The sequence below is a fragment of the Herbaspirillum sp. ST 5-3 genome, assembly GCF_004804275.1.
Taxonomy (GTDB): Bacteria; Pseudomonadota; Gammaproteobacteria; order Burkholderiales; family Burkholderiaceae_D; genus Noviherbaspirillum.
This window is the reverse complement of record NZ_STGI01000016.1, coordinates 17,857-44,305: the sequence shown is the minus strand read 5'-3', so window position 1 is coordinate 44,305 and position 26,449 is coordinate 17,857. Positions and strand designations below refer to the sequence as shown.

The following is a 26,449-nucleotide window of genomic DNA, read 5'->3' as shown; positions in this document are numbered from 1 at the left end:
CATGCCGAGGACCCGATCCCCATTTTCCGAGCATCTGAACAATGACAGGACAAGACAAGGATAATTTGATGTTGGAACAACTGTTCCAAAGTAACCGCGAGTGGGCGGCGTCCATGGTGGCCAAGGACGCCGACTTCTTCAAGACGCTGGCCGCTCAGCAGTCGCCTGAATACTTTTGGATCGGCTGCGCCGACAGCCGCGTCCCCGCCAACGAAATCGTCAATCTGCTTCCCGGCGAGATGTTTGTCCATCGCAATATCGCCAACGTCGTGGTGCATACCGATTTGAACTGCCTGTCGGTACTGCAGTTCGCTATCGATGTGCTTGGAATCAAGCATGTCATCGTGTGCGGACACTATGGCTGCTCGGGCGTGCATGCCGCTCTGACGCGCCGACGTATCGGCCTGGCTGACAACTGGTTGCGACATGTGCAGGACGTGCATTCAAAGCATGAACGCTACCTGGGCGAAGCCCTGCCGGCGAAGGTCAAGCACGATCGTCTATGCGAGCTGAATGTGCTGGAGCAAGTGGTCAATGTCTGTCAGACCACGATCGTGCAAGATGCGTGGGATCGCGGCCAGAACCTGATCGTGCATAGCTGGATCTACGGATTGCAGGATGGTTTGCTGCACGATCTCGGGCTGACTGTCAGCAGTACCGAGGAGCTGGCGGCGAAACTGCCGGCGTGCTTCGCGCGCTACGAGGACAGCCCGGATTAGAAGCAGTGTTCCGCGGCAGGGAAGGACTTGTCCTTGACTGCCGCGACAAAGGCGCGCACCGCCGCTTCAATGCTGGTCTGGCCTTCCATGAAGTTCTTCACGAAACGCGCCTTGCGGCCGGGGAACACTCCCAGCATGTCGTGCATTACCAATACCTGACCGGAGCATTCAGGACCGGCACCGATCCCGATGGTCGGAATTGCGAGCAGTTGCGTGACTTCATGTCCCAGCGGGGCAGGAATTGCTTCCAGCACGAGAATCGACGCACCGGCTTGTTGCAAGGCAAGCGCATCGGCTTTCAAGCGGTCCGCGCCCTCTGTCGTTTTGCCCTGCACCTTGAACCCGCCAAGCTGATGCACCGACTGCGGTGTCAGCCCGAGATGTGCGCACACCGGAACGGCACGCTCGGTGAGGAATCGTACGGTATCGACCAGCCAGGTACCGCCTTCCAGCTTGACCATTTGCGCACCGGCCTGCATCAGTTTCACCGCATTGTCGAATGCTGATTCCGGCGTCGCATACGTCCCGAAAGGCATGTCGGCAACCAGCAACGCAGTCTGATTGCCGCGTGCGACGCATGCAGTGTGATAGGCGATATCCGCCAGCGTCACCGGCAGGGTCGAACTGTGGCCTTGGCAGACATTGCCCAGAGAATCTCCGACCAGTAATACTTCCACGCCGCAACGGTCCATCAGCGCAGCGAAGCTGGAGTCGTAGCAAGTCAGCACAGAAATCTTCTCGCCGTTATTGCGCATGGCCAGCAGCGACGGTCCGGTGACTGCCTTGCGCACGGTGCTTGCAGCGTCTTGCAGATATCCCGACATAATCATTCCCCAAGGTTGAAAAATTCCCGCTTGCCACGCATGTTGCTGATGCGGCTGATCAGCAATGCGAAATCCTCGTCGCGGTCCACGGGGTTCAGCCGCTCGGTATTGACGACGAGCAGCGGCGCGGCGTCGTAATGATAAAAGAAACGGCTGTAACTTTCACAGAGCCGGTACAAGTACACTTCGGAAATCCCTGCTTCCATCGCGATGCCGCGCTTCTTGACCCGTTCGACCAGTGTCTCCGGCTGCGCCTGCAGGTAGATCACCAGATCGGGAACGGCGGCTTGCGGGCGCAGATGGTCATACAGTTGCTGATAAAGATGAAGTTCGTCGTCGCCCAGTGTGAGATGCGCGAAGATCGGGTCCTTGTCGAGCAGGAAGTCCGACACCACGCGCGTATCGAACAGATCGGTCTGTGCCAGGTCGCGCAACTGGTTCATGCGCTGGAACAGGAAGAACATCTGCGTCGGCAGCGCATAGCGTGCGGGATCGCGGTAGAACTTTTCGAGAAACGGATTTTCCTGCGGCATTTCGAGCAGCGTCTGTGCCTTCATGCTCTCCGCCAGCTTGCGCGTAAAGGTCGTCTTGCCGACGCCGATCGGTCCTTCGACCACCACGTATTTGTATCGATCGAGACTCATGTGCGGAAGATAAAGTAAACAGCGCCCACCAGGCACAGACCGGCCCATATGTAGTCCAGCTTGAACGGCTGGTTCATGTAGATCATCGCGAACGGTACGAAGACGGTCAGCGTGATGGCTTCCTGCATGATCTTGAGTTGCGCAAGGCTTAGTTCGGTGTAGCCGATGCGGTTGGCGGGTACCTGCAACAGATACTCGAACAAGGCGATCGACCAGCTCACCAGTGCGGCGATCCACCACGCCTTGCTCGCGAGGTTCTTCAAGTGGCCATACCAGGCGACGGTCATGAATACATTCGATAGCGTCAGCAGGCCGACGGTTTGGGCGACGACAGGAATTTGCATGGTTCAGACTTTTTGAATCGCTTGTCCGGCAACATTCGGTACGAAGGTATGCGCCGGCCCGAGTCCAGGGATGCTAATCAGCGGATCAATCTGCAGCAGAGGAATCAGCACGAATGCGCGCTGCGTCATGCGCGGATGCGGCACCGTCAGCGAGAGCGACGAGATCGTCTGCCGACCGTACAGCAGGAGATCCAGATCGAGCGTGCGCGGCGCATTCTGATAGGGGCGCTCACGCCCGAAACCCCGCTCGATCGCCTGAAGTGCATTCAGTAAGTCTTCCGGCGGCAACGCTGTATCGATACGGACCACGGCGTTGATGTAATCATCGCCGCTTGCATCGATCGGCGCTGTCCGAAACAGGCTGGATTGCGCGCTCAGCGTCGACTGAGGCAGCTGCTTCAGGCATTCAATAGCGCGCTCCACGTTGGCGCGTGCATCGCCGAGATTCGACCCGATCCCGATATGGCAGGAGGTCTGCGCCGCACTCATGTACTGCTGCCTTCGGCAGGCGCCGCCTTCTGTTTGTTGCGCCCACCACGGCGACGACGCTTCTTCGGTGCGGGGCTTTCCCCTTCGACCTTCGGCTTTCTGGTCAGCAGTTCGGCGCGGCCGGGGCCATCTGCGGCAATGAAGGCAGTCCACCACTCGCCGATCTCCGGATCGATTTCGCCGGATTCGCAGCGCAACAGCAGGAAGTCATAGCCGGCGCGCAGGCGCGGGTGTTCCAGTAGCTTGTAGGGTGACTTGCCGGTGCGCCGCTCGAAGCGCGGCTGCATGGCCCAGATGTCGCGCATGTCGGTTGCGATGCGGCGCTGCAGCGCGAGTTTCTCGGTCTGCGCATCCAGCACGTCGTCGGCTGCGAGATGCAGTGCCGGAATCGGGTACTCACCGGCGGCCTGGTAGGCATTCCACTTTTCCAGTACCTGGTGCCAGAGCAGGGCAGCGAACAGGAAGCCGGGCGACACGCCCTTGCCTTGGCGGACGCGCTCGTCGGTGCCGGCCAGTGCCAGCGTGACGAATTTTTCGCCGAGCGGTTGTTCCAGCACCACGTCCAGCAGCGGCAGCAGGCCGTGATGCAGTCCTTCCTTGCGCAACTGCTGCAGGCAAGCGAGCGCATGCCCGCTCATCAGCAGCTTCAGCATTTCATCGAACACGCGTGCGGCCGGCACGTTGTTGATCAGCGGCGCCATCACCTGGATCGGCTCGCGCGTGTCCGGATCGATGACAAAGCCGAGTTTGGCTGCAAAACGCACTACGCGCAGCAAGCGGACCGGGTCTTCGCGAAAGCGCGCTTCGGGAAGTCCGATGATGCGCAGCGTCCGGCTGCGGATGTCGGCGATCCCATTGTGATAATCGAGCACAGTCTGGCTGGCCGGATCGTAGTACATCGCGTTGATGGTGAAGTCACGCCGCGCGGCGTCTTCGTGCTGCTCGCCGAAGGTGTTGTCGCGCAGGACGCGGCCATGCTCGTCCTTGGGCGCGCCTTCCGATGACGCGCCGCGGAAGGTGGTGACCTCGATGAGGTCTTGGCCGAACATCACGTGCACGATCTGGAAGCGTTTGCCGATGATGAAAGCGCGGCGGAACAGGCGTTTCACCTGTTCCGGCGTGGCGTTGGTCGCCACGTCGAAATCTTTCGGCTTCACGCCCAGCAGCAAATCGCGCACCGCGCCGCCAACGACGAACGCCTTGAAGCCGGCCTCCTGCAGCGTCTGCGTCACGCGCACCGCGTTGGTGGACAGCAGCGTTGGATCAATACCGTGCTCCTTCGGTCCGAGCACTTGCGGTTGTTGACTATTCGCTTTGTTCTTAACGCCAAGAATGCGCTTGATAAACTTTTTAATCATCGAATAAGGTCAGGATAGGCCAGCCTTGTGCCTGCGCATGGGCTTTCAGCAAGGCGTTGGGATTGGTTGCAACCGGATGGGTGACTGCCGACAGCAGTGGAATGTCGTTCTGCGAATCACTGTAAAAGTAGCTGCGGCCAAAGCTGTCGAGCGATCTTCCCTGCGATGCGAGCCACTCATTGGTGTGAGCGACTTTGCCCGGACCGGAAGTGGGAATGCCGCGCAGCCGGCCGGTAATCTCGCCAGTGTCCGTGACATCGGGTTCGGCCGCGATCAGGTTGCGCACACCGAAGGCCCTGGCGATCGGTTCGGTGACAAAGCGATTTGTTGCGGTAATGATTGCAACCAGATCGTCGGCGTCCTGATGCCGTTTCACGAGATCGCGCGCCACGGGAAGGATGGCGGGCTCGATCACTTCCTCCATGAATTGCCGGTGCCATTCGTCCAGTTGCCTGCGCTGAAACTGCGCCAGCGTACCGAGTGCGAACTCCAGGTACTCCACCGGGTCGAGTGTGCCTGCCTCGTATTGGGAATAGAAATCGGCGTTGCGCTTGGCGAATGCTTCGGCATCCACCGCACCGATACGCACCAGGAACTGACCCCACTCGTAATCGGAGTCAATCGGTATCAGGGTATGGTCAAGATCGAATAAAGCGAGATTCATTATGCTTTGGGTTCACCTTCGAGTTGCAGCAGGTTGCGCAGGAGCGGCAGCGTAATCGGTCGTTGCGTTTCCAGAGAGTATTGGTCCAGCGCATCCAGCATGGCCGACAAGGATCGCATATCTCGACGGAAATGCGTGATCAGATAGGGTAACACGCCGGGGGACAAAGTGATGCCGCGCAACTGGGCTGCCTGGGTCAGCGCGGCGATTTTTTCGTCGTCGGTCAAGCCATGCACCTGGTAAATCAGCCCCCAGCCGAGGCGGGTGCGCAAGTCCTCGCGCAAGGACAGGCCGGCAGGTGGTTTGTTGCCCGCGGTAACGAGCACGCCGCCGTTTTCCCGCACCTGGTTGAACAGGCCGAACGCCGCGATCTGTGCATCGGGCGACAATTGATCGCAATCGTCTGCCAGGTACAGGCTCGTATTTGTGTCAAACAGATAATCGCTTTCGCTGGCGCCGGCGGGGATATAGCGGGCACGGGGATGCATCGCGAGCGCGTTCAGCAAGTGGGTCTTGCCCGCGCCGGCCTCTCCCCAAACGTAGACAAAACGTTCGCCGGGCGGCGCTTCGGACGGGTGCTCGAACTGACGCAGCAATTGCAGCAGCTCCGCATTTTGTCCAACGACAAAGGTATCCAGGGTCTGCGGCTTTTCCGCACCCAAATCGAGCAGTAGTTGCCTCATGACTGACGATAAAAGCTGCTATTGATGTAATGGAGTCGCAAGTGCCTGAACGCGACGGCGACAATGGCCGACGCGGGCAGGGCCAGCAAGACGCCGACGAAGCCGAACAGATGGCCGAATGCGAGCAAGGCAAAAATCACGGCCAGCGGATGCAATCCGATACGTTCGCCGACCAGGCGAGGCGTCAGGAAAAAGCCCTCGATGACCTGCCCGGCGCCGTAGATGCCGGCGACCAGCAGCAGGCCATGCAGGCCGTCGAACTGCAGGACCGCAGCAATCAGCGCCAATACCAGGCCAAGGCCGAAGCCGAAGCCAAGGTAGGGAATGAATACCAGGACTCCTGTCAGAACGCCGACCGGCACGGCGACGTCGAATCCGGCAATCGCCAGCGCCGCGGAATAATAAATGGCCAGGATCATCATGACCGCCAGTTGTCCGCGCAGGTATTGCGCCAGGAGTCCGTCCACCTCGCGGCCGAAATCGGACGCCTTGCCGATCCAGCGGCGCGGAATGAAGCTCTCGATTCTGTTGACGACGGCATGCCAGTCGAGCAGCAGGTAAAACAGCGCGACCGGAATCAGCGACAAGGTCGCCAGCCAGCCGAGCATCGCGATGCCACCGACTTTTGCCGAGGCAAGCAGCGCGCTCCAGATTTCATCGCCGCTGCTCGTGAAATATTGCGAGACGATGCGCTTGATCCCGACTTCGTCCAGTCGAACCCTGATGCCGATTTCCTGCAGCCTGGGCGCGAGAAAAGTGTTCAGGCGCGTGAGGAAATGCGGAATTTGTTCCTGCAACAGGGGAATCTGCTTTTGCATGATCGGCAAGACGATCAGCACGAGCGCAAGTATTGCGGCCAGCAGCAGCACGATGACGATGATCGCCGCCAAGGTGCGCGGCATGCGAATCTTGCCGAGTTGTCGCGTTGATAACCAGTCCGTTGTCGGATTGAGTGCGTAGGCCAGGATGCCTGCTGCAATGAAGGGCGCCAGTACCGGCCCCAGCTTCACCAACAATGCCGCCAGCACAAGCCCGACCGCCAGCCACAAGGCGGTCTGCTTTTGTTCGGAATTCAAAGAAAACGGCATCTATCGCGAGTTGGACGAACGGTTTGTTAAAATAGCGGTTTGGTCCGGCATTTTTGCCTTAACCGCCTATTTTACCGCCTCTGCACCTATTCACATCATGAGTTCCACTTCCAACGTCTCCCTTTCCTACCGCGACGCCGGTGTTGACATTGACGCAGGCGACGCCTTGGTCGAAGCGATCAAGCCGTTTGCCAAACGTACCATGCGCGAGGGCGTGCTCGGCGGTATCGGCGGTTTCGGCGCCTTGTTTGAAATCAGCAAGAAGTTCAAGGAGCCGGTTCTGGTGTCCGGTACGGACGGCGTCGGCACGAAGCTGAAGCTGGCGTTCCATCTGAACAAGCACGACACGGTCGGTATCGACCTGGTGGCAATGAGCGTCAACGACATTCTGGTGCAGGGTGCCGAACCGCTGTTTTTCCTCGATTATTTCGCCTGCGGCAAGCTGAATGTGGGGGCGGCGACGGACGTCATCAAGGGCATCGCCCAGGGGTGTGAGCAGGCCGGATGCGCATTGATCGGCGGCGAAACCGCGGAGATGCCGAGCATGTATCCGGATGGCGAATACGATCTGGCCGGTTTCGCGGTCGGCGCTGTCGAGAAATCGAAGATCATCGACGGCAGCAAGATCGTACCGGGCGACGTTGTGCTGGGACTGGCTTCTTCCGGCGCACATTCCAACGGCTATTCGCTGGTGCGCAAAATCATTTCGGTTGCTCAGCCCGACCTGAATGCCGACTTCCACGGCCGTCGCCTCGCCGACGTGCTGATGGCGCCTACGCGCATCTACGTCAAGCCCTTGCTGGCGTTGATGGAAAAACTCGAAGTCAAAGGCATGGCGCATATCACCGGCGGCGGACTGGTTGAAAATGTGCCGCGCGTGTTGCGCGACAACCTGACCGCGGTCTTGCATCGCGACGCCTGGGCCATGCCACCCTTGTTCACCTGGCTGCAGCAGCATGGCGGCGTGGCGGACGCGGAAATGCATCGTGTCTTCAATTGCGGGATCGGCATGGTCGTGATCGTCGCGAAAGAAAATGCGGATGCCGCAATGGCACAATTGAAGGCGGCCGGCGAGACCGTCACACGAATCGGCGAAATCCGTGAGCGCCAGGAGAATGAAGCGCAGACGATCGTTGTTTGATCGTTAGCGGGCGCTTGGCGCCTTGCAGTGATGTCCGCGAAACAAGAACGGCCGCCGGGACTCCCATGCGGCCGTTTTTCTTCGTCACTGCATTTCAAGGCATGCGGACATGATCGACCAGTGCCTTGGTCCGCTGATCGGGCGGGGCCGTAAGCAGGCTGACCACTACCAACACGAGGAAGCTGGCGGGCACACCAAAGACACCCGCTGAAATCGGGGCGATGTCGAACCATTGATTCGCGACCGAGCCGCCGAGCGTCGGGTAAGTTCGGAGCATGTAATACACACAAACCGAAAAACCCGTCACCATGCTGGCAATTGCACCCTCGTGGTTGGCTCGCTTCCAGAAAACACCCAAGACCAGTGCAGGGAACAAGGTCGAAGCCGCCAGCGAAAACGCCGCACCCACCATGGAAAGAATATCGCCGGGCTTGAGCGACGCGGCATAGGCTGCGATCAATGCGACCACGAGCAGCAGCAGCTTGGAAATCGTCACGCGCTTTTGCGTCGAGGCCTTCGGGTCGACCGTCTTGTAGTAAACATCGTGCGACAGTGCATTCGAGATCGTCAACAGCAGACCATCCGCGGTTGACAGGGCAGCGGCCAGTCCGCCAGCGGCGACAAGTCCGGAAATCACGTACGGCAATCCGGCGATCTCGGGCGTTGCAAGCACGACGATATCGCCATCCATGACGATCTCGGCGAGCTGAACGATGCCATCCTTGTTCATGTCGGTGATTGACACGAGCGGATTGATCTTGTCGACGCTCGCCCAGTAGGAGACCCACGCCGGCATGTGCGAAAACTGCGTGCCGACAAGCGATGTGTAGATGTCGTACTTGACCAGCACGGCGAGCGCCGGCACGGTGACATACAATAGCATTACGAAAAACAAGGTCCAGAATACCGAGCGCCGCGCTTCCCGTACCGATGGCGTCGTATAGAAACGAACCAGAATATGCGGCAGGGCAGCCGTCCCCATCATCAAGCACAGGACTAGTGCAAGGAAGTTGTTGCGCTTGACGTCCGAAATCGCCTTCGTCGCACCGGGGAAGGGCGCGGTGTGCGCGATGACCGGCTCGGCCCGTGCCAGATTGAATGCCTTGGCTTCGGTCCACTTGCGCCGCGCCTCATCGACGTCCTTGGGATAGTCGGCAAGCGCCCGCACGCCTGCCTTGATCTCGATCAGCGAGGCATTGCTCCGCTTCAGATCATCAACCTGATGCTGCAGCTCCACCATGCCTTCTTCCCATGACTTCGGCAGCGTATTGATCCTGGTTTCGTATTCCGCCGCACGCTTCTGGAAGATGGCGCGCACTTGTTGTTCCTTGGGGTCGTTGTTGAGCTGCTTTTCGCGCGCGCTCAGCTTCGACAACGCACTGCCATAGGCGATCTGGGGAATCGGAATGTTCGTATGCTTTACCGACAGCCATGCCACCGGAATCATGTAGGCGATGATGATGATGATGTACTGCGCCACCTGCGTCCAGGTGATGGCGCGCATGCCACCCAGAAAGGAGCAGACCAGGATGCTCGCCAGCCCGAGAAATATGCCGACCGAAAAATCCACGCCGGTAAAGCGCGACGTGATCAGGCCAACGCCGTAAATCTGCGCGACCACATAGGTAAACGACACGAGGATCGTCGCGGTGACCGCCACAATCCTGACCAGATTGCCGCCATTGCGGCTAACGTAACGAGCTGCGAGAAAATCAGGAATCGTGTACTGGCTGAACTTGTTGAGAAAAGGCGCAATCAGGAATGCGACCAGGCAGTAGCCACCGGTCCAGCCGAGGATGTATGCGAGCCCGTCGAATCCCATCACGTACAAGCCGCCGGCCAGGCTGATGAAGCTGGCGGCCGACATCCAGTCAGCCGCTGTTGCTATGCCATTGAAGAGCGCCGGAACGCGGCGGCCCGCCACATAATATTCCGAGACGTCCGAGGTCCGGCTGATGACGCCGATACCGGCGTACAGCACAATCGTCGAGAACATGAACATGTAGCCGATCCAGGCGCGCGGAAATCCTTCCTTTTCGAGAACGGCCAGAGCAAGCAGGAAAACGACGAAGCCAAGGCTGTACCAGCTGTAGTAACGTACCAGACGTTTGAGAAACGATTTATTCGACATCTTTGCCGTCGCCCTTCATGATCTGGTCCAGTTTCCGCATGCGCTTCACGTACAGCGCCAGTATGAGGAGGTAAAACAAGGTCAGCCCTTGTGCCGCCATATAGAACGGAAGCGGCCATCCGAACAGGCTGAATTGCGAGAGCTCGCGCGCGAAGAAAATGATGCCAAAGGTCGCCCCGAACCACACGGCGATCAGCATTACCGTGAAGCGGCGCACCTTGCCCCAGTACAGATCGCGCAGTTGCGTCATCTTTTCAGTATTTTGCGGAATCAACCTATATCCTCGATAAATTCAGGACGCTGCTCCATATGCATGCAGACCCGTACCAGGCAGCCGGGAAACTTCGGATCGTGGCTATGCGGATTATTCAGAATTTCGACACTCGCATCATGCTGCTGTGCGATTTCACGCACAATCGATAGCCCCAGCCCGCTGCCTTCCGCATTGCTTCCCAGGATGCGATAAAAGCGTTCAAACACATGCCCGCGTTCCGCAGCAGGAATGCCGGGGCCGGTGTCTTCCACCTCGAGGAACGCAAAGCCATCGACGACATCGGCCCGTACACGTACGGTCACACTCCCGCCTTCGGGCGTGTAATGCAGCGCATTGTCGATCAGATTGCTCAGCAATTCGCGCAGCATGACCGGATTGCCGCGCACCATGATCGGATGTCCGGGTTGTTCGAAGCCGAGATCGATGCGGCGCGTAAACGAAGGTTGCACCCAGTCCTGCACGACCTTGCGTGCCAGTTCGGACAGTTCCAGCGGGACGAAAGGCTTGGCTTCCGGCGTCTGGTTCTCGGCGCGCGCCAGGGCGAGCAACTGATTGACCAGGCGGGTGGCGCTCTCAGAGCTCTTGGAGAGCTGCTCCAGCGATCGTCGTATCTCCGCCTGGCTGGTCTCGCGCATGGCCAGCTCCGACTGCATGCGCATCCCCGCGAGCGGCGTCTTCATCTGGTGTGCCGCATCGGCAATGAAGCGCTTTTGCATCTCGATACTCTGCGAAAGCCGTTCAAGCATGTCATTGAGCGAGCGAACCAGCGGCGAGATTTCTTCGGGGACCTGTCCCGATTCGATCGGGCTCAGATCGTCCGGACGCCGGGCCCGGATACGCTGCTGCAACTCGGCCAGCGGCGAAAGTCCGCGCGACAACGCAAACCAGACCAGCGCGAGCGCAATCGGCAGGATGATGAATTGCGGCAGGATCACGCCCTTGATGATTTCGTTGGCGAGATGCGCACGCTTGTCCAATGTCTCGCCTACCTGCACCAACGCCAGGTACGGCTCCTTCAGCGCGGCGCGGCCCATCCGGTTACGGCGCAGGTCGACATAGACATAGGCGACGCGGACTTCGGTTCCGCGCATGGTGTTGTTGTGAAATTGAACCGATCCGGTCGGTACTTTGTCGTCCTCCGCAGGAGGGGACGGCAGGTCGCGATCCCCGTCAACGTATTCGCCACGCGGACCGAGGACCTGAAAATAGACGTTGTCCACATCATCGGCACGCAGAATATCGCGCGCTGAACTGGAAAGCGGAGCCGCAAGCTTGCCGTTGACTTCCTTGACCTGTTGCGCCAGTACCGTCACCCTGTCATCAAGCGCGCGATCGAAAGGATGATTGGCAATGGATTTCGCAACCAGGTAGGTAATGGCAATACTCATAGGCCACAGCAGCAGAAGAGGCACTAGCATCCAGTCCAGGATTTCTCCGAACAAGGATCGCTGTATGCGCTCTTCGGGCTCCGTGGCGACCGACTCCGCGTGGTCCGGGTGGGATGACGAGTCGGATGCGGCGCGAGCGTTCGCATCCAGACGTTGTGCGTCGCTCATGGAAGGTATCAGGTAGAGGGAGGCGCGGCTTGCGGAGCGGAATCGGAGAATTTTTCCAGGCAGTAGCCCAGACCGCGTACCGTCGCGATGCGCACGCCGCCGACTTCTATCTTCTTCCGCAGACGATGCACATACACTTCAATGGCGTTGTTGCTGACTTCCTCGCCCCATTCGCACAAATGATCGACCAGCTGTTCCTTTGATACCAGGCGGCCGGTGCGTTGCAACAACACTTCCAGCAATCCGAGTTCGCGTGCCGACAAGTCCAGCATCTGGTCGTTCATGTAAGCGATACGTCCGACCTGGTCATACGACAAAGGCCCGTGCTTGATCACCGTCGGCCCGCCGCCGGCCCCGCGCCGGGTCAGCGCCCGTACGCGCGCTTCCAGTTCCGACAGGGCGAAAGGCTTGGCCATGAAGTCGTCTGCGCCCAGATCCAGGCCTTTGACCCGCTGTTCGATGGAGTCGCCTGCGGTCAGGATCAACACGGGCAGGCGAGAGTTGCGCGCACGCAGCCGCCGCAGCACTTCCAGTCCGGGCATTTTCGGCAAGCCCAGGTCAAGGATGAGAAGGTCGAAATCCTGCGTGGACAATGCGGAGTCCGCTTCAAGGCCGTTTTTGACGCAGTCGGTGGCATAGCCGGATTGACGCAGCGACCGAGTCAGTCCGTCGGCTAGTACACTATCGTCTTCGGCAAGCAAAATACGCATGGTTGGCACTCTGCAATCAGTTGAAGGTAGTCTATTGCTTTTCGCAAATGGCAGCAAGGCAGAGCGGAATCCATTATCTCTCACTATCGTAATAAACTTTCCCGCGATTGAAAATTTACGCTTGCATAAAGCACTGGTTTTTTATACAGTACGGTCTGTGACGTCAAAAGCAGGCTCCAGAACATCAATTTGGAATCTACTCATACCTAACCGTCGAAAGAATACATATGGACGAAAAGAAATCTGCGCAGAACCCGGATAAGGCAAAGGCGCTCGCAGCGGCGTTGGCGCAAATCGAAAAGCAGTTCGGCAAGGGCTCCGTGATGCGCATGGCCGATGGCGCCGTGGCAGAAGAAGTGCAAGTGGTATCAACCGGCTCGCTCGGATTGGATATTGCACTGGGGGTTGGCGGCTTGCCGCGCGGTCGCGTCGTGGAAATTTACGGACCTGAATCCTCCGGTAAAACGACGCTTACCTTGCAAGCAATCGCCGAAATGCAAAAACTCGGCGGCACCTGCGCGTTCATCGACGCCGAGCACGCACTCGACGTGGTCTACGCGCAAAAGCTGGGCGTCAATTTGTCGGACCTGCTGATTTCGCAGCCGGATACGGGTGAACAGGCTCTGGAAATTTGCGATGCACTGGTGCGCTCCGGCAGTGTTGACCTCGTGGTGATCGACTCGGTAGCCGCGCTGACGCCGCGCGCGGAAATCGAAGGAGATATGGGTGATTCGCTGCCCGGCCTGCAAGCCCGTTTGATGTCGCAAGCGCTGCGTAAACTGACCGGCAGCATCAATCGTACTAATACGCTGGTAATCTTCATCAACCAGATTCGCATGAAGATCGGTGTTATGTTCGGCAATCCGGAAACCACGACCGGCGGCAATGCCTTGAAGTTCTATGCCTCCGTTCGTCTCGACATTCGCCGCACCGGCTCCATCAAGTCGGGTGACGAGGTGATCGGTAACGAAACCAAAGTCAAGGTCGTCAAGAACAAGGTTGCGCCGCCGTTCAAGGAAGCGCATTTCGATATTCTTTACGGAGAAGGTACGTCTCGCGAAGGCGAAATTCTTGATCTCGGTTCAGAAGCGAAAATCGTCGAGAAATCCGGGGCGTGGTACAGCTACAACGGCGAGCGTATCGGCCAAGGCAAGGACAATGCGCGCAATTACCTCAAGGAGCATCCGGAGCTTGCCCGTGAAATCGAGAACAAGGTACGCGCTGCGCTTGGCGTGCCTGAGCTTCCGCCCGCCGTGGCAGAGGCCGAATAAGTCATCCTTGCGGGAGAATATCCCGCTTCCCCAAAATACTTCACGTGAGGGAGCCCGCGCTGCTGGAACACCATGGCAAAGCTGCAAATGAGTCTAAAAGCGCGGGCTCTGAAGTATTTATCCGCTCGTGAACACAGCCGGCTGGAGCTGACGCGCAAGCTTTCTCGTTACGCCCAGGAGGGTGACGACGTCGAAGGCTTGCTCGACGCGCTGGAAGCCGCCAAGCTGTTATCGCAGTCCCGTTTTTCCGAATCTCTCGTTCATCGTCGCGCGTCGCGCTTCGGGAACAACCGTATCCTGTCGGAGTTGCAGACCCACGGCATCGACGGTGATGCACTTGACGAGATCAAGGCGAGTCTGACGCAGGACGAGGTATCGCGCGCACGAGAGGTCTGGCGAAAGCGATTCGACCAGCCTCCTGCCGATGCCTCGGAACGCGCGAAACAAATGCGTTTTCTGCAACAGCGAGGGTTCTCCCACAGGGCGATTCAGGCGGCGATGCGCGCCGCTGGCGATGCTGAAGACTGAAAGCGCAGGACATCTCCTTGCATTCAATGTCGTCAGCCCGAGCTTGACCCGGAGCCTATTGCTACTTGTTCCGGCGCACGCGGTACTCATGCAAACAGGTGTTGCGTCGTTCGAAGCAACATGAATTCTCGCCAAGCTGGCAGTGGCAGAGCTGCCACGATGGTTAAAGCTTCCTGACCTGTGCTACACTTTCGAGGTTTTTGCAGCGCCGCATGAGCGGCTGTTGTCGTAGAAGCTGCGGCAACGACACGCAATTGCGGCTTTTTTATTGCCGCTCCAACGGCATTGTGCCTTTATGCCCTTACCATCGCCCACATCTCGTCGTGCGTTAAAGCACACGCGCGCAATCCAGGTCGAAGCATTCGCTCGCGACGATGGCTTGTGGGATATCGACGCCCATATCACCGACATTAAAACTCGCGCTACCCAACTCGCTTCCGGCACCAGAGCCGCCGGCTCGCCGATTCATGACCTTTGGGTGCGCTTGACTGTCGATACGCAGTTCAACATCATCGCCGCCGATGCGGTTTCCGACGCCGTTCCTTATCCCGGTTTTTGCGACACCATTGGCCCTGCCTACAAAAAACTGGTTGGCCTTAATCTTCTGAAGGGATTCCGTGAAGGCGTTAGGCACCGCTTGTCCGGTATACAGGGCTGCACTCATCTGACGGAACTCGCACAAGTCCTGCCAACCGCCGTTGTCCAGGCGTTTGCCGGCGATGTGCTCGATACGCGCGATGGCGCAAGCGCCGATGAGCAAAGCCATAAGCCGTTTCAACTCGACCGCTGTCACGCCCTGCGTACCGATGGCGAAGCGGTCGCCAAATATTATCCGCGCTGGGCGGTGAAGTCGCTGGCAGAATCCGAATCCAGTTAGTTTCAATCAAGTCTGTTTTTTTCAATAAGCGTCTGAAGGGAAGCTCGCATGAAAATCCATGAGTATCAGGGCAAAGAAATCCTCCGTAAGTATGGAGTGACGGTTCCGCGCGGTATCCCGTGCTTTTCCGTTGATGAAGCGGTCAAGGCGGCCGAGACTCTTGGAGGCCCGGTCTGGGTCGTCAAGGCTCAGATCCATGCCGGCGGCCGCGGCAAGGGCGGCGGCGTGAAAGTCGCCAAATCGCTCGACCAGGTGAAAGAATATGCGCACGCCATCATGGGTATGCAGCTCGTTACGCACCAGACCGGCCCGGAAGGCCAGAAGGTGCGTCGCCTCCTGATCGAGGAAGGTGCCGACATCAAGAAGGAACTGTACGTCAGTATGGTCACCGACCGCGTCAGCCAGCGCGTAGTGCTGATGGCATCGAGCGAAGGCGGCATGGATATTGAAGAAGTCGCGGAAAAGCATCCTGACCTGATCCACAAAGTCGTCATCGATCCGGCAACCGGCCTGACCGATGCCGATGCCGACGCGATCGCTGCCAAGATCGGCGTACCGGCAGGCTCCATCCCCGATGCACGCAAGCAAATGCAGGGACTGTACAAGGCATACTGGGAGACTGACTGCTCCCTGGCAGAAATCAACCCCCTGATTCTGACCGGCGACGGTCGCGTGATTGCCCTCGACGCCAAGTTCAACTTCGATGCCAACGCTCTGTATCGTCACCCGGAAATCGTCGCAATGCGCGATCTGGACGAAGAAGATCCCGCTGAAATCGAAGCGTCCAAGTTCGACCTCGCTTACATTTCCCTCGACGGCAACATCGGCTGTCTCGTGAACGGCGCGGGCCTGGCGATGGCCACGATGGACACCATCAAGCTGTTCGGCGGCGAGCCGGCGAACTTCCTCGACGTCGGCGGCGGCGCCACGACCGAGAAAGTGACCGAAGCCTTCAAGCTCATGCTGAAGAACCCGAATCTGAAAGCGATCCTGGTCAACATCTTCGGCGGCATTATGCGTTGCGACGTGATCGCCGAAGGCGTGATTGCCGCGTCCAAGGCGGTATCGCTCGGCGTGCCGCTGGTCGTGCGCATGAAGGGCACCAACGAAGATCTCGGCAAGAAGATGCTGGCTGAATCCGGCCTGCCGATCATCTCCGCTGACACGATGGAAGAAGCAGCGCAGAAGGTCGTCGCTGCAGCCAACGGTAAATAATCGCTAAGGGAATACAAATGTCGATTCTGATCAACAAAGACACCAAAGTCATCACGCAAGGCATCACCGGCAAGACCGGCCAGTTTCACACCCGCATGTGCCGCGAATACGCCAACGGCAAGAACTGCTTTGTCGCCGGCGTGAACCCGAAAAAGGCTGGCGAGGATTTCGAAGGCATTCCGATTTTCGCCAACGTCAAGGAAGCCAAGGAAAAGACTGGCGCAAACGTCTCCGTCATTTACGTTCCGCCGGCGGGCGCCGCTGCTGCAATCTGGGAAGCTGTCGAAGCCGAGCTCGATCTTGCGATCTGCATTACCGAAGGCATCCCGGTTCGTGACATGCTCGAAGTGAAAGACCGCATGAAGAAGTCCGGCAGCAAGACCTTGCTGCTCGGCCCGAACTGCCCCGGTCTGATCACGCCGGATGAAATCAAGATCGGCATCATGCCGGGTCACATCCACAAGAAGGGCCGCATCGGCGTCGTGTCGCGTTCCGGCACGCTGACCTATGAAGCAGTCGCGCAACTCACCGCGCTCGGCCTCGGCCAATCCTCCGCAGTCGGTATCGGCGGCGATCCGATCAATGGCCTGAAGCACATCGACGTCATGAAGATGTTCAACGACGATCCCGACACAGATGCCGTCATCATGATCGGCGAAATCGGTGGTCCCGACGAAGCCAATGCTTCATACTGGATCAAGGACAACATGAAGAAACCGGTGATCGGCTTTATCGCCGGCGTCACCGCGCCTCCCGGCAAGCGCATGGGCCACGCCGGCGCATTGATTTCCGGTGGTGCAGACACCGCGCAAGCAAAACTGGAAATCATGGAAGCTTGCGGCATCAAAGTCACCAAGAACCCGTCGGAAATGGGGCGGTTGTTGAAGGCGGCACTGTAATTCGTCATTGAGCGGCAAGCTCAAGTTGTGACAAGACAGGGGGCTTTGGCTCCCTGTTTTATTTTGCGCACTCTTTGGCAGAACAAATCGATTGTCATCACAAAACTGGCGACGAATGATCGAGGCCGCTTCGGCGTTATGCTTCGATTCGATGCTCCACGTATAATCGTCACATGGCAAACAATGTCGGGTTAGAATTCGCTGCGAGAACCGATACCGGATTGGTGCGACCGCATAATGAAGATGCGATTGCGACCAGCCCGATATACGGCTTTGCCGTACTTGCAGATGGCATGGGTGGATATAGTGCCGGGGAGGTTGCCAGTGGAATTGCGATCTCTGTTGCAAAGCAGTTACTGGTAGAAGGACTCGCGCGGCTGCAAGGTCAACAGGGAGATTCGCGCGCGCATCGCCAGCGGCAAATTCAGCAATTATTGATCGATTCCATTCAACGCTCCAACTCGGCAATTCTTGAGGCTGCGCGCAGCGAGCCGCAATACAGTGGAATGGGTACGACGCTTGTGGCGGCGGTGTTCCACCATGATAAAGCCATCATCGCCCATGTCGGCGATTCACGCGCCTATCGATTGCGAGGGAACGATCTGACTCAGCTTACGAGGGATCACTCCCTGCTCCAAGAGCAAATCGACGCAGGCCTGATTAGTCCTGAATGGGCGCGTTTCTCTCAGAACAAGAACCTGGTAACGCGCGCTCTCGGTGTCGGTCCAGACATGGAGGTGGAGGTTCATGAACATCAGGTTGAGCTTGGGGATCTCTATCTTTTATGCTCGGACGGTCTGTCCGACATGCTGCTTATGCAGGAAATTGGTGAGATCCTCTTGTCCCGACCGGATTCCTTGGAACAAATCTGCAATGCACTGGTACAACGAGCGAATGAGAACGGCGGGCATGACAACATTTCCGTGATTTTGATCAGGATTCAGTCGTTCACTCCGGAGTCGGCAGGGTTGCTGGGGCGGATCCTTAACTGGGTTGCTTGAAGTCTTGAAAGAACATGCGGGCGGAGAGGTATATGGCGAAGATAATCCTTGCAATGAACAACGTCGTTATGCGGGAAATATCGCTGTTGAAGGAACGGACGACAATCGGACGCAGCCCGCATAACGACATTGTTATCGACGATCGTGCAATCAGCGCCGAGCATGCAGTTATTGTCACTGTGGATAAGGATGCTTTTCTCGAAGATCTGAATAGCACGAATGGTACGCAAGTGAATGGCCAGCCGATAAAAAAGCATTTCTTGCAGGAGAATGACATCATCGAGCTGGCGCAGTTCCGGGCAACCTATGTTTCCTGCGCGACTCCCGGTGATCACGTTCCAGCTCCAAGACTCATCGAGAGTGTCTTCGCGCGAGGATCGAGCGGGGTTGGTGTTATCAAGGTGCTGAACGGCGCTAATACAGGCAAGGAAACGGTACTGTCCAAATCCCTCACCACCATTGGTCGCCCCGGTTTGCAAGTCGCGGTCATCTCGAGGCGATCGAATGGATATTGCCTTACCCATGTAGAGGGTAAAGCTTATCCCTTGGTCAATGGCGTTTCGATTAATCCGGGGCGTCATTTCATCGTCCACGGGGATGTGATCGAACTATCTGGTGTCAAAATGCAGTTTCTAGTGGAATAATATTGTCAGCTCAGCATGACAAATTTCTAGTTTTCTTGCCACTTCTTGTCACTCATCACCACGGGCTGACAAAAATTGTCAGTGCTTCATATCGAAAACCTATATTTTTCTATCGGCATAGAAATTGCTGCACGGTATGTAGGGCAGACGTTCTGCCTATTTCCATGGGAGCGTAAATATGAAACCAATGACAATGAAACAACGCGTTCAGCGCGGTTTTACCTTGATTGAATTGATGATCGTCGTTGCGATTATCGGTATTTTGGCGGCCGTCGCGTTGCCGGCATATCAGGACTACGTCAAGAAAGCCAACGCCGGCAAGGCAGTTGGTGAATTGGAAGGACAGAAGCTCAAAGTTGTCGAAGCCTATAACCTAGGCACCAATTCGGCAGGACCTGGAACGATGGGATGCGTCGACTCCGGTGGCAACTCCATCGCGATGTGCTCGGGTTCTGGTGTCTTGGCGACTTCTTATCAAGGTGCCAGCGCGACGCTTACCCCGACCGCTCCTGCCGATGCTGGTGGCACCGTCAGCTGGAACTGCTCGATTACCGGCGTTGGTACTGGCGTTACGATCAAAGGCTGCACAGTTTCCTGATCCGGGAATTACAGAGTTTTTGGTTGGAAGATCAAAACACCCCATTCGTGGGGTGTTTTGCTTTCAGGGACCCGTGATTACCGCGAGCGAATCTGGTTGGGCCAATCCGGAACTCTCCGAAAGATTTTCGCTAGGTGACCGACTATGATTCCGGCCGAGGGATTTCATAATCGGCGTTCAAGTACCACGGTATAAAAAACAGAAGGTTAGGGGCGAGCAAATCCTCGAATGTGCCTAGGCCGCGCGCAGAATGGATTGTGAAATTTCATCGGCAAGCGCAGCCAGCACGCTATCCCAATCTCCCGGACATGGCTGCCGAAACAGCCGGGCAGTCGGATACCATGGACTGTCGGCACGGTCCAGCAGCCAGCGCCAGTCCGGGTTGTACGGCAAGAGAATCCATACCGGTTTGCCCATTCCCCCGGCCAGATGGGCAACCGAAGTGTCCACCGTAATGACAAGGTCCATCAATTCTATCAGCGCAGCCGTATCGGCGAAATCGTCGATGTCGTCACCGACAAAGAGGACGTCGTCGCGTTGATCCAGGAATGCCCGGTCGCTGTCGCGCACTTCCTTGTGCAGGCAGACGAATTGGGCCTGGCACGAGACGATCCTGCTGAAATCGGCGAGTGGGATCGAGCGATTGTGGTCGTTCTGGTGGGTCGGGTTACCGGACCAAACGAGGCCGATGCGGGGCCCCGGGCCATGACCGAGCCGGGTACGCCACATGGCGAGTCGATCGGGGTCGCAATGCAGGTAGGGCACGCTGGCGGGGATGGTGTCGAGGCGGGTCTTGAATGCCAGGGGAAGGCTCAGCAGCGGGCAGTGATAGTCGAACGCCGGCAGGGTTTCGCCCTTGGCGTAGATCATGTGCACGCCGTCGAGTTCTCCCAGCAGGGAGGTCAGGGCTGGCTGGACTTCGAGCAGCACGGTCGCGCCCTGCGCGGCCAGAAGGCTGGCGTAGCGGCAGAACTGAAGGGTATCGCCCAGTCCCTGTTCCGAGTGCAGCAGCACTGTCTTGCCGTCCACCGGCTCCTCGCCGAGCCAGAGCGGCTGAGAAAATTGATGGGAGGTGATATCGAATTGATTGATTTGCCACCGAAACTCATACTTCGGCCAACCGAGGGCAAAGTCTCCGATCAGCAGGCGAGTCAGCGCTTCGTTGTAATAACCATCGGGAAACTCTGACGGGGACTTGGACTCTTGCGCTCTCCGGTAACTCTCCAGTGCTTCGTCCGTGCGTTTGAGCGCGGTGAGTGCGTTGCCGCGATTGTTTAGCGCGTCGTGCTGGGCCGGATCAAGCTCAAGCACGCGATCATAGCTAACTAACGCTTCTTCAAACTTGTTCACGCCGCGGAACGCATTGCCTCTTATAAGAAACGCACCAATATGATTCGGATCCAACTCCAATATCCGATCGCAGCACAAAATTGCTTCTTCGTAGCGACTGAGCTTATGCAGCACAACAGCGCGATTATTGAGTGTGATGACATTGTCCGGATCATCCCGCAAAAGCCGCTCGCAGCCCGCCAATGCATCGGTGTACCGCTTGAGATCCTGCAATGCCACAACGCGGTTATTGAGGGCATCGATATCGTCAGGACGGACCTGAAGCGCGTTGTCGAAACTCGTCAGAGCTTCGTCGTAACGCCGCAGCTTGAGTAAAATCGCTCCGCGATTGTTCAGCGCATCGATATTGTCATGTTTGAGCTGTATCGCCCGACCATACTCGATAAGTGCGTCTTCAAAGCGATCGAGGGCATGCAATGCTAGTCCTCGGTTGTATCGCGCGCCGGCGTGATCGGGCCTGAATTCAAGCGCACGGTCATAACAGGCAAGCGCTTCTTCAAATCGCCCAAGCTCATGCAGGGTGCTGCCGCGATTGCTGAGTGCTTCGACAAAATCGGGCTTGACCTGCAAGGCTTGGTCGAAGGACGCCAGGGACTCGTCGAATCGCTTGAGTGCGCGTAGTGCCACGCCACGCTTGTTGAACGCATCACAATGATCCGCTTTGAGTTGGAGCGTGCGTTCGAAGCAGGCAAGCGAATCTTCATGTCGCCCCAGCCCTTGCAATGCTATTCCGCAGTTGTAGTGCACATCGACATGACCTGGCTCGATAGCAAGCGCGTTCCGGTAATGCACAAGAGCCTGCTCGTAGTCCCCTGAATGAGCGTGCACATTTCCGAGAAAGTAAGGAAGGTCGACGAATGAGGGAAGGCGAGCCATGCCGGTTTGAAGAATTTGTTTGGCATTGTCCATTTGACCGTTCTGAACATATGCATAACCGAAGTCGCGATACGCCGCAGCGAAGTTCGGATCCGCGTTCAGCGCCATCCTGTAGTGGGAAATGCTTTCCGCGAAATTCCCGCGCATCTGCAAGATAAGGCCCAACGCGTGGTGTGCGTCGGCCATATTCGGATCGCGAGTCAGCGCGTGTTTCAGGCAGGATTCTGCTTCTTCGAGTTGGCCTTGGCCTTGGCCGTGCAAGATCAGACCGAGCGTGCGGTGCACCGCTGCGTTGCGAGGGTCGAGTTCAATTGCCCGTCGGTAGCACCTTGCCGCGTCGTCCAGAAGACCCTGGTCGAGGAAGGTGTCACCTTGCTGTTTGCACTTCATGCTCTCTTCGGCGAACACTGGCTGTGACGGCGCGTTTCTATCTGACGCTCGCGACGAAGTAAGGAAATTCTTGAACCAAGTGAGCATGAGTTAGTAAAAAATGTATGACATCGCCGTCAGTGCGCATGTTGCGAAAATCCCGCCTGCGCATTGATCGTCGCGCGCAGAATGGATTGTGAAATTTCATCGGCAAGCGCAGCCAGTACGCTGTCCCAATCTCCCGGACGCGGCTGTCGAAACAACCGGGCAGTCGGATACCATGGACTGTCAGAACGGTCCAACAGCCAGCGCCAGTCCGGGTTGTACGGCAAGAGAATCCATACCGGCTTGCCCATTCCCCCGGCCAGATGGGCAACCGAAGTATCCACCGTAATGACAAGGTCCATCAATTCTATCAGCGCAGCCGTGTCGGCGAAATCGTCGATGTCGTCACCGACAAAGAGGACGTCGTCGCGTTGATCCAGAAATGCTCGGTCGCTGTCGCGCACTTCCTTGTGCAGGCAGACGAATTGGGCCTGGCACGAGACGATCCTGCTGAAATCGGCGAGTGGGATCGAGCGATTGTGGTCGTTCTGGTGGGTCGGGTTACCGGACCAAACGAGGCCGATGCGGGGCCCCGGGCCATGACCGAGCCGGGTACGCCACATGGCGAGTCGATCGGGGTCGCAATGCAGGTAGGGCACGCTGGCGGGGATGGTGTCGAGGCGGGTCTTGAATGCCAGGGGAAGGCTCAGCAGCGGGCAGTGATAGTCGAACGCCGGCAGGGTTTCGCCCTTGGCGTAGATCATGTGCACGCCGTCGAGTTCTCCCAGCAGGGAGGTCAGGGCTGGCTGGACTTCGAGCAGCACGGTCGCGCCCTGCGCGGCCAGAAGGCTGGCGTAGCGGCAGAACTGAAGGGTATCGCCCAGTCCCTGTTCCGAGTGCAGCAGCACTGTCCTGCCGTTCACCGGCTCCTCGCCGAGCCAGAGCGGCTGAGAAAATTTCCGGTGTGCAGCCTTGAGTTGCGTGCTCTGCCATCGCGATTCGCATTGTTGCCAACCCAGTGCGAAATCGCCGATCAGCAGGCGGCACAGCCCCTCATTGAAGCGGGTATCAGGATGACCGGGATTCAGTCGAAGCGCTGCTGCAAAACTGGCCAGGGTGTCGTCATACCTCTTAAGTTCCTGAAGCGCGAAACCCCGGTTGTGGTAGGCCTGTGCATAGTTTGGTCTGAAATGGATTGCCCGATCAAAGTTGGCCAGTGCTTCATCGGGACGTTTTAGCGCAAGTAATGCGACACCGCAGTTGTACCATCCATCGGCATAGTCGGGTTTAAGCTGAAGTGCTTGCTCATAGCAGGTCAGCGCGTCGTCGTATCGCTTCATGTCTTGCAGGGTATTGCCGCGATTGATGATCGCGTCGACATGGTCGGCTTTGAGCTGCAAGACGTGATCGAAGCAGGCAAGTGCTTCTTCTGGTCGCTTGAGGTCTTTGAGCGTTATACCGCGATTGTTGATGGCGTCGACGTGACCCGACTTTATTTGAAGGATGCGGTCAAAGCTGAGCAGCGCATCTTCATGCCGATCCAGTGAGCGAAGTGCAACGCCACTGTTAAAGTGTGCGTCCAGGTGGTTCGGATCGATCGACAGCGCCTGTCGATAAAAGGCAAGCGCCTCGCCATGCTTGCCTTCCTGGTTATAGACATTCCCCAAGAAGCAGGGCAGGTCGGCAATATCGGGTCGGCGCGCCATTCCTGTTAGCAGAGTGCGCCGGGCGTTGTCGAACAGTCCGCGCTGAATGAAGGAAAAGGCAAGGTCGCGGTGAGCGACCGCATGACCCGGGTCCTTTTCCACCGCCATCTCAAGGTGGCGGATGCTGTCATCCGGCTGGCCTCGCCTCTGGAGGATCAAGCCCAGCGCGTGATGTGCGTCAGCCAGCGTCGGGTCGAGGGACAGGGCGCGCTGCAAATAGGCTTCTGCCTCATCCTGATGACCATGCTGCATCAATATCAGGCCGAGAGACCGCAGCAATTTCGCATCCCGGGGATTGAGTTCAATCGCCTCTCGGCAGGATCGCACAGCGTCATCGAGATCAATCCCATCCGAACCACGAACTGCGCCGACTTCAACGGCGATGGCGGCCATGGTCACGCGATCCGCCTGTAGCCCGGCCTGTGCATTGGTGCCAACATTGCCGGTGTCTGCCGTCTCTGAGCTTGCAAAGAAGTTTTTAATCCAATTGAGCATTTATTCAGTCGATGATCCCTGATGCAGGGAAAATGCACGAGTATTTCAACGTCCAGCAGCGGAACCTATGCTGCATCTTTAGCGAATCGGCCAAGCTCATTTGCAACCGCGGCAATGACGCTATCCCAATCACCCATTCGCGGCTGACGGAACAGACGCGCGCTTGGGTACCATGGGCTGTCGCTCCGATCGAGCATCCACCGCCAATCCGGGATGAATGGTAACAATATCCAGACGGGCTTCCCAAGTGCTCCCGCCAAATGCGCCACCGAAGTGTCCACGGTAATCACGAGATCCATCGACTCCACGAGCGCGGCTGTATCGGCGAAATCGTCGAGAAAATCACCAAAGAAGAGGATGTCGCCGCGGCGACCGAGTTCCGCCTTGTCGGATTCCCTGACCTCTTTCTGGAGGCTTGCAAACTGTGCGTGACGGGAAACGATTCTGCTGAATACGGACAGGGCGATTGAGCGGTTCCGGTCATTCTCGTGTATGAGGCTGCCGGCCCAGGCGATACCAACGCGCGGCAGGGTGCCGTGACCCAGACGCCTGCGCCAGAGTGCAGTGCGATCAGGGTCACTGTGGAGGTAGGGGACATTGGCAGGGATGGAGTTCAGGCGCGTGTTGAAAATCAGTGGCAGACTCAGCAATGGACAGTAAAGGTCGAATTCCGGCAAGGATTCACCCATGGCATAGATCATGTGCACACCATCCAGATCGGCCAGCAGAGAGGTCAGAGGAGCTTGCGCGGCAAGTAATACCGTTGCACCTCTTTCTGCAAGAAGCTTGATATAGCGGCAAAAGTGGATCGTATCTCCAAGACCTTGCTCCGCATGCACAAACAAGGTTTTTCCGCGTATGGGCTCGTCGCCAAGCCACGGACGACAGGTCAGTGTGGCATTGATGCTGTTGAACTGCTTGCATTTCCAACGCCAATGATATTTTTGCCATCCCAGTTCAAGGTCGCCCATCAGCAGGCGACATGAACCTTCATTGAAATGGGCTTCGGGGTGGTCGGGTTTCATTTGCAGCGCCTGTTCGAAGCAGGCGAGTGCTTCTCTCAGGCGATTAAGGCTTCGCAGTGCCAAGCCTCGGTTGGTGAGCGCGTCAACATGGTCCGATTTGAATTGAAGCGCGCTGTCGAAACTCCTTATTGCGTCTTCGAAGCGGTCGAGTTCAGCCAATGCGAGTCCGCGGTTGTACCACGCGTCGGCATAGTCCGGCCTGAGATGAAGCGCGCGATCGTACCAGATTACCGCGCCTTCGAATTGTTTCAGATCTTGCAGTGCGTTGCCGCGGTTGTTGAGCGCCGGGACATGGTCGGGTTCCAGAGTCAATGCTGCATCGATGGAGCCGATCGCCTCATCGTACCGCTTGAGCATTCGCAGTGTGATGCCGCGCTTGTTGAGTGCGTCGACGTGAGTTGGCTGGATCTGCAAAGTCCGGTCAAAACATGCGAGCGCGTCTTCATGTTGGCCAAGATCTTGCAGCGTTAAGGCCTGGCGAAAGTAATCGTCAGTAGCTCCTGACCGAGTCGATGAGGTATTCCGAGTCGGAATGAAAAGCTCATCGGTTTCCTTGGCATTCACGCGATGCGCAAGCAAATCCTTGAGCCAGTTAAACATGGTTTCGTACGCGATCGCCAAACTTACATTTTTACCATCAGCATTTTCGTGACTTCATCGATGAATGCCGGGTCATAGTGCGCCTCGCGCATTTTCCACTTGAATGCGTTCCCCAATTTTGCCTTTTTGTAGATATTGAGCTTGTGTTCGGTACCATACAGTTGCACCTTGTACACCAGTTTGTTCAAGACATCCTTTTGCTTGGCCAAGGATACGGATTTCTTTTGAAGGCTTTCCGACGGAATTCTTTCAATAAAAAAGTCGGCCAAGGAGGTGCCGAATTTTTCCGCGTCTTTTGCATCAAACCAACTGAACATGCTTGCTC

At 57.5% G+C, this 26,449-nt stretch carries 26 protein-coding genes; 10 read left to right on the top strand and 16 right to left on the bottom strand.

All coding sequences use genetic code 11. The features are described from left to right. Positions 1-41 precede the first annotated feature (41 nt). The gene (gene can, locus E6W33_RS23430) at positions 42-719 is read left to right on the top strand and encodes a carbonate dehydratase (protein ID WP_136419797.1); all 678 of its coding nucleotides are present in this window, start codon (positions 42-44) and stop codon (positions 717-719) included. On the opposite strand, the gene panB is transcribed toward can, so the two are convergent. The 8 genes from panB to E6W33_RS23390 are packed head-to-tail and all read right to left on the bottom strand — an operon-like array spanning position 716 to position 6,813. Continuing rightward, entirely contained in the window at positions 716-1,543 is an 828-nt protein-coding gene (panB, locus tag E6W33_RS23425; protein WP_136419796.1) for a 3-methyl-2-oxobutanoate hydroxymethyltransferase, read from the bottom strand. The genes can and panB overlap by 4 nt on opposite strands. 2 nt (positions 1,544-1,545) lie before the next feature. Beyond that, positions 1,546-2,187: a deoxynucleoside kinase gene (locus E6W33_RS23420; protein ID WP_136419795.1), complete on the bottom strand. Its 642-nt coding sequence runs from the start codon at positions 2,185-2,187 to the stop codon at positions 1,546-1,548. Beyond that, positions 2,184-2,531, bottom strand: coding sequence for a DMT family protein (locus E6W33_RS23415; protein ID WP_136419794.1), 348 nt, complete (start codon positions 2,529-2,531; stop codon positions 2,184-2,186). The genes E6W33_RS23420 and E6W33_RS23415 overlap by 4 nt, the downstream gene beginning before the upstream one ends. Positions 2,532-2,534: 3 nt before the next feature. Next, a complete protein-coding gene (folK, locus tag E6W33_RS23410; RefSeq protein WP_136419793.1) occupies positions 2,535-3,020 on the bottom strand; it encodes a 2-amino-4-hydroxy-6-hydroxymethyldihydropteridine diphosphokinase in 486 nt (161 codons plus the stop codon). Then, a complete protein-coding gene (gene pcnB, locus E6W33_RS23405) occupies positions 3,017-4,378 on the bottom strand; it encodes a polynucleotide adenylyltransferase PcnB (protein WP_136419792.1) in 1,362 nt (453 codons plus the stop codon). Before pcnB ends, folK begins: the two co-directional genes overlap by 4 nt. Then, complete coding sequence (locus tag E6W33_RS23400; RefSeq protein ID WP_136419791.1) at positions 4,371-5,042, bottom strand: HAD family hydrolase; 672 nt, start codon at positions 5,040-5,042, stop codon at positions 4,371-4,373. Before E6W33_RS23400 ends, pcnB begins: the two co-directional genes overlap by 8 nt. Next, complete coding sequence (gene hda, locus E6W33_RS23395) at positions 5,042-5,725, bottom strand: DnaA regulatory inactivator Hda (RefSeq protein ID WP_136419790.1); 684 nt, start codon at positions 5,723-5,725, stop codon at positions 5,042-5,044. The genes E6W33_RS23400 and hda overlap by 1 nt, the downstream gene beginning before the upstream one ends. Next, entirely contained in the window at positions 5,722-6,813 is a 1,092-nt protein-coding gene (locus E6W33_RS23390; protein WP_136419789.1) for an AI-2E family transporter, read from the bottom strand. The genes hda and E6W33_RS23390 overlap by 4 nt, the downstream gene beginning before the upstream one ends. 97 nt (positions 6,814-6,910) lie before the next feature. On the opposite strand from E6W33_RS23390, the gene purM reads away from it, so the two are divergent. Then, complete coding sequence (gene purM, locus E6W33_RS23385) at positions 6,911-7,954, top strand: phosphoribosylformylglycinamidine cyclo-ligase (protein WP_136419788.1); 1,044 nt, start codon at positions 6,911-6,913, stop codon at positions 7,952-7,954. Positions 7,955-8,048: 94 nt separating this feature from the next. On the opposite strand, the gene E6W33_RS23380 is transcribed toward purM, so the two are convergent. Genes E6W33_RS23380 through E6W33_RS23365 form a run of 4 tightly spaced genes read right to left on the bottom strand, consistent with a single transcriptional unit; the run spans position 8,049 to position 12,625 of the window. Next, positions 8,049-10,085: a sodium:solute symporter family protein gene (locus E6W33_RS23380; protein WP_136419787.1), complete on the bottom strand. Its 2,037-nt coding sequence runs from the start codon at positions 10,083-10,085 to the stop codon at positions 8,049-8,051. Then, positions 10,075-10,359, bottom strand: a complete 285-nt coding sequence (locus tag E6W33_RS23375) for a DUF4212 domain-containing protein (protein ID WP_247869754.1) — start codon at positions 10,357-10,359, stop codon at positions 10,075-10,077. The genes E6W33_RS23380 and E6W33_RS23375 overlap by 11 nt, the downstream gene beginning before the upstream one ends. Next, positions 10,356-11,915 carry a sensor histidine kinase gene (locus E6W33_RS23370; RefSeq protein ID WP_136419786.1) on the bottom strand — a complete coding sequence of 520 codons (1,560 nt, stop codon included), beginning with the start codon at positions 11,913-11,915 and terminating at the stop codon, positions 10,356-10,358. The genes E6W33_RS23375 and E6W33_RS23370 overlap by 4 nt, the downstream gene beginning before the upstream one ends. 8 nt (positions 11,916-11,923) lie before the next feature. After that, positions 11,924-12,625 (bottom strand): response regulator transcription factor, encoded by a 702-nt coding sequence (locus E6W33_RS23365; RefSeq protein ID WP_136419785.1) that lies wholly within the window; start codon positions 12,623-12,625, stop codon positions 11,924-11,926. A gap of 227 nt (positions 12,626-12,852) precedes the next feature. On the opposite strand from E6W33_RS23365, the gene recA reads away from it, so the two are divergent. From recA to E6W33_RS27905, 8 genes are all read left to right on the top strand, one after another. Beyond that, positions 12,853-13,896: a recombinase RecA gene (gene recA, locus E6W33_RS23360; RefSeq protein ID WP_136419784.1), complete on the top strand. Its 1,044-nt coding sequence runs from the start codon at positions 12,853-12,855 to the stop codon at positions 13,894-13,896. Positions 13,897-13,968: 72 nt separating this feature from the next. Beyond that, a complete protein-coding gene (recX, locus tag E6W33_RS23355) occupies positions 13,969-14,424 on the top strand; it encodes a recombination regulator RecX (protein WP_136419783.1) in 456 nt (151 codons plus the stop codon). Between the two features lie 295 nt (positions 14,425-14,719). Next, positions 14,720-15,301, top strand: a complete 582-nt coding sequence (locus tag E6W33_RS23350) for a DUF2889 domain-containing protein (RefSeq protein WP_136419857.1) — start codon at positions 14,720-14,722, stop codon at positions 15,299-15,301. Between the two features lie 48 nt (positions 15,302-15,349). Continuing rightward, the gene (sucC, locus tag E6W33_RS23345) at positions 15,350-16,516 is read left to right on the top strand and encodes an ADP-forming succinate--CoA ligase subunit beta (protein ID WP_136419782.1); all 1,167 of its coding nucleotides are present in this window, start codon (positions 15,350-15,352) and stop codon (positions 16,514-16,516) included. Positions 16,517-16,533: 17 nt separating this feature from the next. Further along, complete coding sequence (gene sucD / locus E6W33_RS23340; RefSeq protein WP_136419781.1) at positions 16,534-17,415, top strand: succinate--CoA ligase subunit alpha; 882 nt, start codon at positions 16,534-16,536, stop codon at positions 17,413-17,415. 173 nt (positions 17,416-17,588) lie between these two features. Beyond that, on the top strand, positions 17,589-18,416 hold the full coding sequence (locus E6W33_RS23335; protein ID WP_136419780.1) for a Stp1/IreP family PP2C-type Ser/Thr phosphatase: 828 nt from the start codon (positions 17,589-17,591) through the stop codon (positions 18,414-18,416). 32 nt (positions 18,417-18,448) lie between these two features. Then, positions 18,449-19,060 (top strand): FHA domain-containing protein, encoded by a 612-nt coding sequence (locus tag E6W33_RS23330; protein WP_136419779.1) that lies wholly within the window; start codon positions 18,449-18,451, stop codon positions 19,058-19,060. A gap of 178 nt (positions 19,061-19,238) precedes the next feature. Beyond that, positions 19,239-19,658: a prepilin-type N-terminal cleavage/methylation domain-containing protein gene (locus E6W33_RS27905; protein WP_136419778.1), complete on the top strand. Its 420-nt coding sequence runs from the start codon at positions 19,239-19,241 to the stop codon at positions 19,656-19,658. 234 nt (positions 19,659-19,892) lie between these two features. Here the strand turns inward: E6W33_RS27905 and E6W33_RS23320 are convergent, their stop codons facing one another. The 4 genes from E6W33_RS23320 to E6W33_RS23305 form a co-directional block, all read right to left on the bottom strand. Then, entirely contained in the window at positions 19,893-22,274 is a 2,382-nt protein-coding gene (locus tag E6W33_RS23320; protein WP_168798733.1) for a tetratricopeptide repeat protein, read from the bottom strand. A 116-nt stretch (positions 22,275-22,390) separates the two neighbouring features. Next, the gene (locus E6W33_RS23315) at positions 22,391-24,499 is read right to left on the bottom strand and encodes a tetratricopeptide repeat protein (RefSeq protein ID WP_136419776.1); all 2,109 of its coding nucleotides are present in this window, start codon (positions 24,497-24,499) and stop codon (positions 22,391-22,393) included. A gap of 65 nt (positions 24,500-24,564) precedes the next feature. Further along, positions 24,565-26,124: a tetratricopeptide repeat-containing glycosyltransferase family protein gene (locus E6W33_RS23310; protein ID WP_136419775.1), complete on the bottom strand. Its 1,560-nt coding sequence runs from the start codon at positions 26,122-26,124 to the stop codon at positions 24,565-24,567. 23 nt (positions 26,125-26,147) lie between these two features. Then, positions 26,148-26,441 (bottom strand): hypothetical protein, encoded by a 294-nt coding sequence (locus tag E6W33_RS23305; protein ID WP_136419774.1) that lies wholly within the window; start codon positions 26,439-26,441, stop codon positions 26,148-26,150. Between the last annotated feature and the right edge of the window lie 8 nt (positions 26,442-26,449).

Coding starts and splice junctions, on each gene's coding strand:
- E6W33_RS23330 (WP_136419779.1), top strand. CDS start 18,449: ATGGCGAAGATAATCCTTGCAATGAACAACGTCGTTATGCGGGAAATA.
- E6W33_RS23365 (WP_136419785.1), bottom strand. CDS start 12,625: ATGCGTATTTTGCTTGCCGAAGACGATAGTGTACTAGCCGACGGACTG.
- pcnB (WP_136419792.1), bottom strand. CDS start 4,378: ATGATTAAAAAGTTTATCAAGCGCATTCTTGGCGTTAAGAACAAAGCG.
- E6W33_RS23350 (WP_136419857.1), top strand. CDS start 14,720: ATGCCCTTACCATCGCCCACATCTCGTCGTGCGTTAAAGCACACGCGC.
- panB (WP_136419796.1), bottom strand. CDS start 1,543: ATGTCGGGATATCTGCAAGACGCTGCAAGCACCGTGCGCAAGGCAGTC.
- can (WP_136419797.1), top strand. CDS start 42: ATGACAGGACAAGACAAGGATAATTTGATGTTGGAACAACTGTTCCAA.
- E6W33_RS23420 (WP_136419795.1), bottom strand. CDS start 2,187: ATGAGTCTCGATCGATACAAATACGTGGTGGTCGAAGGACCGATCGGC.
- E6W33_RS23320 (WP_168798733.1), bottom strand. CDS start 22,274: ATGAAGTGCAAACAGCAAGGTGACACCTTCCTCGACCAGGGTCTTCTG.
- E6W33_RS27905 (WP_136419778.1), top strand. CDS start 19,239: ATGAAACCAATGACAATGAAACAACGCGTTCAGCGCGGTTTTACCTTG.
- purM (WP_136419788.1), top strand. CDS start 6,911: ATGAGTTCCACTTCCAACGTCTCCCTTTCCTACCGCGACGCCGGTGTT.
- E6W33_RS23310 (WP_136419775.1), bottom strand. CDS start 26,124: ATGTTTAACTGGCTCAAGGATTTGCTTGCGCATCGCGTGAATGCCAAG.
- E6W33_RS23370 (WP_136419786.1), bottom strand. CDS start 11,915: ATGAGCGACGCACAACGTCTGGATGCGAACGCTCGCGCCGCATCCGAC.
- E6W33_RS23335 (WP_136419780.1), top strand. CDS start 17,589: ATGGCAAACAATGTCGGGTTAGAATTCGCTGCGAGAACCGATACCGGA.
- sucD (WP_136419781.1), top strand. CDS start 16,534: ATGTCGATTCTGATCAACAAAGACACCAAAGTCATCACGCAAGGCATC.
- E6W33_RS23415 (WP_136419794.1), bottom strand. CDS start 2,531: ATGCAAATTCCTGTCGTCGCCCAAACCGTCGGCCTGCTGACGCTATCG.
- E6W33_RS23315 (WP_136419776.1), bottom strand. CDS start 24,499: ATGCTCAATTGGATTAAAAACTTCTTTGCAAGCTCAGAGACGGCAGAC.
- hda (WP_136419790.1), bottom strand. CDS start 5,725: ATGAGGCAACTACTGCTCGATTTGGGTGCGGAAAAGCCGCAGACCCTG.
- recX (WP_136419783.1), top strand. CDS start 13,969: ATGGCAAAGCTGCAAATGAGTCTAAAAGCGCGGGCTCTGAAGTATTTA.
- recA (WP_136419784.1), top strand. CDS start 12,853: ATGGACGAAAAGAAATCTGCGCAGAACCCGGATAAGGCAAAGGCGCTC.
- folK (WP_136419793.1), bottom strand. CDS start 3,020: ATGAGTGCGGCGCAGACCTCCTGCCATATCGGGATCGGGTCGAATCTC.
- E6W33_RS23400 (WP_136419791.1), bottom strand. CDS start 5,042: ATGAATCTCGCTTTATTCGATCTTGACCATACCCTGATACCGATTGAC.
- E6W33_RS23380 (WP_136419787.1), bottom strand. CDS start 10,085: ATGTCGAATAAATCGTTTCTCAAACGTCTGGTACGTTACTACAGCTGG.
- sucC (WP_136419782.1), top strand. CDS start 15,350: ATGAAAATCCATGAGTATCAGGGCAAAGAAATCCTCCGTAAGTATGGA.
- E6W33_RS23305 (WP_136419774.1), bottom strand. CDS start 26,441: ATGTTCAGTTGGTTTGATGCAAAAGACGCGGAAAAATTCGGCACCTCC.
- E6W33_RS23390 (WP_136419789.1), bottom strand. CDS start 6,813: ATGCCGTTTTCTTTGAATTCCGAACAAAAGCAGACCGCCTTGTGGCTG.